Origin of the sequence: Endozoicomonas sp. ALE010 (genome assembly GCF_049310165.1) — a bacterium.
Classification (GTDB): Bacteria; Pseudomonadota; Gammaproteobacteria; order Pseudomonadales; family Endozoicomonadaceae; genus Endozoicomonas.
Map to the genome: position 1 here is coordinate 1 of NZ_JBLYNV010000134.1, position 4658 is coordinate 4658.

A 4658-nucleotide genomic window follows, 5' to 3' on the forward strand; every position below is an offset into this window, starting at 1 on the left:
TGACCCCGGTCACCAGCTCAGGGGTAGTCAGGGCGGGTGATACCTGCCTCAGCCAGCTGGAAGCCGGTGATTATGGTTCGGCCCGGGCATCATTCTTCGCGCTGTCGGACCAGCAGCAGCAACAGGCCATCCAGTCACTGACAAGGATGCCGGACTGTTTTGGGCTGGAGCCCCAGTGGGACGATCCGGCTCCGAGAGACAGCCAGAGTGCCTGGCAACGCTTCACCGCCCTGTACGACAGCAAGATGGGGGTCCAGGAAGAGGCGATGAACCGCCTGAAGCTGATGTCGATGGTCACTGCTGGCAAGGTGACCGGGCAATACGACGAGGCGCAACAACTGGTGGCACACATTATTGACCTGCTGCCAACCCGGGACAATGCCAGCCAGCGATCCTGCCAGGAGACGGCAGAGTGCGCCCAGCCGCCAGTGTTCCAGCAGCACCATTACGACCGGGGCACCATAAACGACATGCTCAGTGCTTATAAAACCATCAAGGCAGAAGTCGCCGACCAGTTGCCGCAGTACTTTATCAACCACAATCTGGACAGTGACCTGCAAGAAGAGATCATTACCCAGGTGGCGCTGGGCAGTTTGGGATCACTGAATGGCAAGCCTACCGAGTTATGGCAGGCGGAAATAGCAGCGCGGTTGCAAACCGAAGCGGAGGAGTTTGCCCAGACTCCGGTTTAATGATGGAACCCATGAACAACAAACTGTCGGTCCAGGAGTCATGATCGGTTGAGTTCAGGTTAGCGGGAACCCTTCTTCGGATGCGGGTTAAAACGTTTGGCACTGCCTTTCACCTTTCTGGCCTGCACTTCGTTCTTTTTCAGCCGGTCCCGGGGTTTTTTGTGGAAGGAGGGCGCTGGTGACAGGTCAACCAATGCGGCAAGGGCGTCGATATCTGGTTTTTCCAGCTCCTGAAATTGCCCCTGACGCAGCTGGTCAGGAATGATCATGCTGCCAAACCGGACCCGCTTCAAACGGCTGACTTTCAGATCCAGACGACCGATGGAGAGCCAGTGCTCGCCCTTCAGTTTGGGGAGATTATCGAATACCGTTGGACGGCCTTCCTTATCTGAATGGCTGCAGACCTCGCCTTAGGCTTGTAACAGGCAATGACCCCTTATTTGTCACCCCCGTACTGTAAACTTTTCTAACTCGAATATTTGCAACTTTTGTAAAGTTGGATATTTTTTTCATCAATCTGAAATGAATAAAAGTCAACTGACGGGTTTATCAAGCGATGCATCTTGGACTTCCAGTTAAACCAACTAATCCAGGTTTTCTGCCTGATCAACAATTTCCTCATGATCCTGATAAAAAACTCCCTCATGATCCTGATAAAAAAAATCCTCATGATGATGATAAAAAATTTCCTCATGATCATGATAAAAAATTTCCTCATGATCATGATAAAAAATTTCCTCATGATCGTGCTAAAACAACCAGCGTGTTTCACTCACGTCAAGTGGCTAATAAAAAGACAGGGAAGACGATGATTGCATCGGGTAGCCAGAATCAAACCAGCCATTTGGTTCAGTCTGCCAGTTCTTCAGTCTCACTCAGGCAGACAAAGTCAATTCATTCAAGCGCAGCTGTTTTAATAGATAGCGCCACCTCAATCACTGCTTCGGTCAGCATTTCAAATTCGGCAAACGCTTCAACATCATTTGAAAGCACAGCGGGTTCAATAAATAGCGCAACCTCAAAAACAGCTTCGGCCAGCCATTCAAATTCGGCAAACGATTCAACATCTGCCAGCGCAGGCAGCATACACACGGCAACGGCCACTATGTCGGAGGCAATGAAGGGTAGGGTCTCTGATAACGCTGCTTCGGCAACGTCCGCTAACAGTCCATCTGTGCACAGCGAAACAGGCTCGGTACAGGCGTCGGCGTCGGTGTTAACAGCAATCACCGGTGTATACCTGGCAAAATCCAGCCTGGTCAGATCCCCAGCCACTACTCAGGGTATATACAGCAGTAGCAGTGATTACAAGACTGCTGTGAGTTCATCAGACAGCTCATCAGGGCCCATTAAACATACCGCTACTGCCCACAATTCAGCAGGCTCAGTCAAAGCGACGGACTCCGGTTTTACGACAACCGGCGCTCATCGGCCAGCCAGCCTGTCCGGCTCAGTCAGCAATCCCCTGGCAGCCAGCGTCTCTAGCCATCACCCCCATGCTTCTGGCTCAGCAGGGCCTTCCGCCACAAGTGTAAGTATCAATGATATGGGTGAAACCGGTGAACATTCGGCAACGTCCATGGGGTTATCCGGCTCGGTGAAGAGTGCCGCCTCTACCCATACAACGGGTATGCATTCATTGCCTTCGCTGCACAGTTCTGCAACTGCCATGAATGCCTCCACGGCTTCCCCAGCCCGGTTCAGCCTGTCCGGTTCCAGCAAGGGCGCTGTTACCAATGCATCTGCAAATTCAACAACAGCCTATCCGGGTTCTGTTTCGGTTTCTGCCAGCCCAGCGGGTAGGCAAATAACGTCATTTAATTATGCAAGCTCGATTGTCCAGGATTCTACTTCTGCAAGCATTGCCACCGCCCCGATACTACTACCGACCAGCACTCCCTCACTGGTTAACACCCTGCTCCCCTGGACTGACAGTATTATCCCGGCACATTCATTTGGCGGCATCACCGACATCGCGCCCACCAGGACCACCGTAGCCCCGTCCAGTTCGCTGGCCACTACCAATTTAACACTGGAGCAGCAACTGACCACCATAGTGGACGACATGGGCAAATCAACCAATCTTGGCATGTACGAAAATGACCTGGTTTATTTTCAACAACTGTTTCCGGCCCTTAACTTCACGGAATTAGTCACCTTTGTTAAGGACAGTGCCAGGGATTTTGCCGGATATATGCTGCTCAAAGGCATTGAAGCCTTCGCCAAAACGATCAATGGCACTTTCCCTGATGCCACTCGTCACTATTTGGATATCGTAGCAGCCGGGGTGGATGACATTATCCATGAGTTCAACACCACAATCGCGCCTGCCCAGAATACTAGCTCAACGACAGTAGCCCATCACCATCGTTCAAAAAGAATGATCCTTTCGGAGCAGGATTTCTTAAGCAAAATCAGGCTGCTGATAGGGGCTGAAGGTGTACTTGCCAGAGACAACAAGGTCCCGCAACTGTTGGAGTTTTTACGGGGTTTTTCAGCAATGCGCAATGAATTTACCCTTACGATGCAGCGTGGCGTTGCGGCAGGCCCAGATGCAATAGCTCTTACCAATCAACTCCGGCAGCCGCCGGAGATGGCCAATTATTTGCGGCAATATGAGAACGAGGTCTTTGATTTAATAGGGAATCAAGACTTTCAGGCACTTGGCAGATTAGCGTTTAAAGTTAACACCCTCTCATATTTTAACGTTTTTGCTCCGCCACGACAGAGAGACATGATGCAATCGCTCAGGCTCCTTGTTCGTACCATGATTCACCGTCTCGAACAGATATCTCTGGGGACCACCAATCCGTCAACTATGACGCATATGGCTTATCTCACACTTTTCTGTGTAATCTGGAACCCTTTGCGATTAATGATGCGTGATCAGCAGTTAGCTGAAGGCATTTGTCAGTCGGATGTAGTTTCATTGACCGTTGCCAGCCAGTTGGGAATTTCTGTTAGCAGCTCATTAAATACTCTGGTCAATGCTATTTTCCTGGGTACCGGATATGCTCGATTACCCGCTCTTGTCAGGACGATCCTACAGGAAATTGCGAGTAAAAATAGTATATCTTCCCCCGTAAGTTTATGGCGTAGCCTGGGCCTGAAAAGAGACAGTCATTACCTTGATAAAATTGGCCAGAAAGTTGAGCAATTTGGGTTTAGAGTCTATGGTGGAGAACCATTTCTTACAATCCGGTCAATGCTGTCAAAGATGGTTGCAGCGTTCAATGCGAAGGCAACTCAGTTACCGGCAGGGGCAGATGCTAATGTTCTGTTTACCATCTCCCCCCGTACCTCACATGTCATATTTGCAAAAATACAAAGAGTGAATAATCAACTATCTCTGACCACTGCTGATTCCGACGGCTATTTGCTTATAGCCAGCGCCGATTCAATGGATCAGTTGGTCGCAAGGGCCATGAACGTACTGAGACCGCTGGCTCAGCGATACGGCCTTGGATTGACTCAGTCAGGGCAGATTGCCAACGGAAGAGGTATCGGGCATCTTTATCAACCCACCGACGCAGAAATAACCGAGTTGGCTGACCTGGCTCCCATTCCTACCTCGTCCTTAACGTTAAAACAGATCCTGACCAAGCCGGTAACGGAACTTGAAGCCCTCGACAAAGCGGCCACGAAGGCACTGGCCAAAGAATACATTAACAAGGTGACCAGTGCAGCGGGGCTTGACAAACTGAAATTAAGCCAGAAACTGACTGAACAGGACCTGCTCCCTTCACCCTCAAGCCTTCAGGTAACCACAGCCGATTCACTGATTATGCAAATGCGGGAAGTGATCAGTGTGCTTGACGACGCTCTGGCCAATAATACCCCGGTACCGGAAGCCATCAAAAAGCTGAATGCTCACATTATGGCCAAAACCAGTCAAAGCCTGCTTGCCCGGGCCAAAGCGACCGCTGGAGAACAGCCGGACCCTGTACCTGGTCCTTCCGGGGTGGC

The 4658-nt window shown here is 50.7% G+C and carries 4 protein-coding genes; 2 read left to right on the forward strand and 2 right to left on the reverse strand.

All coding sequences use genetic code 11. The features are described 5' to 3' along the window. Nucleotides 1–692: hypothetical protein (locus ACO6UY_RS23970; protein ID WP_422491548.1), on the forward strand; the 692-nt coding region annotated here is incomplete at its 5' end. A gap of 59 nt (nt 693–751) precedes the next feature. On the opposite strand, the gene ACO6UY_RS23975 is transcribed toward ACO6UY_RS23970, so the two are convergent. Together ACO6UY_RS23975 and ACO6UY_RS23980 are read right to left on the reverse strand one after the other, a co-directional pair. After that, a complete protein-coding gene (locus tag ACO6UY_RS23975; RefSeq protein WP_422448633.1) occupies nt 752–961 on the reverse strand; it encodes a hypothetical protein in 210 nt (69 codons plus the stop codon). A gap of 625 nt (nt 962–1586) precedes the next feature. Next, nucleotides 1587–1922, reverse strand: coding sequence for a hypothetical protein (locus tag ACO6UY_RS23980; RefSeq protein WP_422463900.1), 336 nt, complete (start codon nt 1920–1922; stop codon nt 1587–1589). Here ACO6UY_RS23980 and ACO6UY_RS23985 point away from each other — a divergent pair. Continuing rightward, nucleotides 1906–4658, forward strand: a 2753-nt coding sequence (locus ACO6UY_RS23985; protein WP_422491550.1) for a hypothetical protein, incomplete at its 3' end; no start/stop codon positions are given. The genes ACO6UY_RS23980 and ACO6UY_RS23985 overlap by 17 nt on opposite strands.

What these genes read in the sequence shown, in the direction of transcription:
- ACO6UY_RS23975 (WP_422448633.1), bottom strand. Translation starts at nt 961, where the DNA reads ATGATCATTCCTGACCAGCTGCGTCAGGGGCAATTTCAGGAGCTGGAA.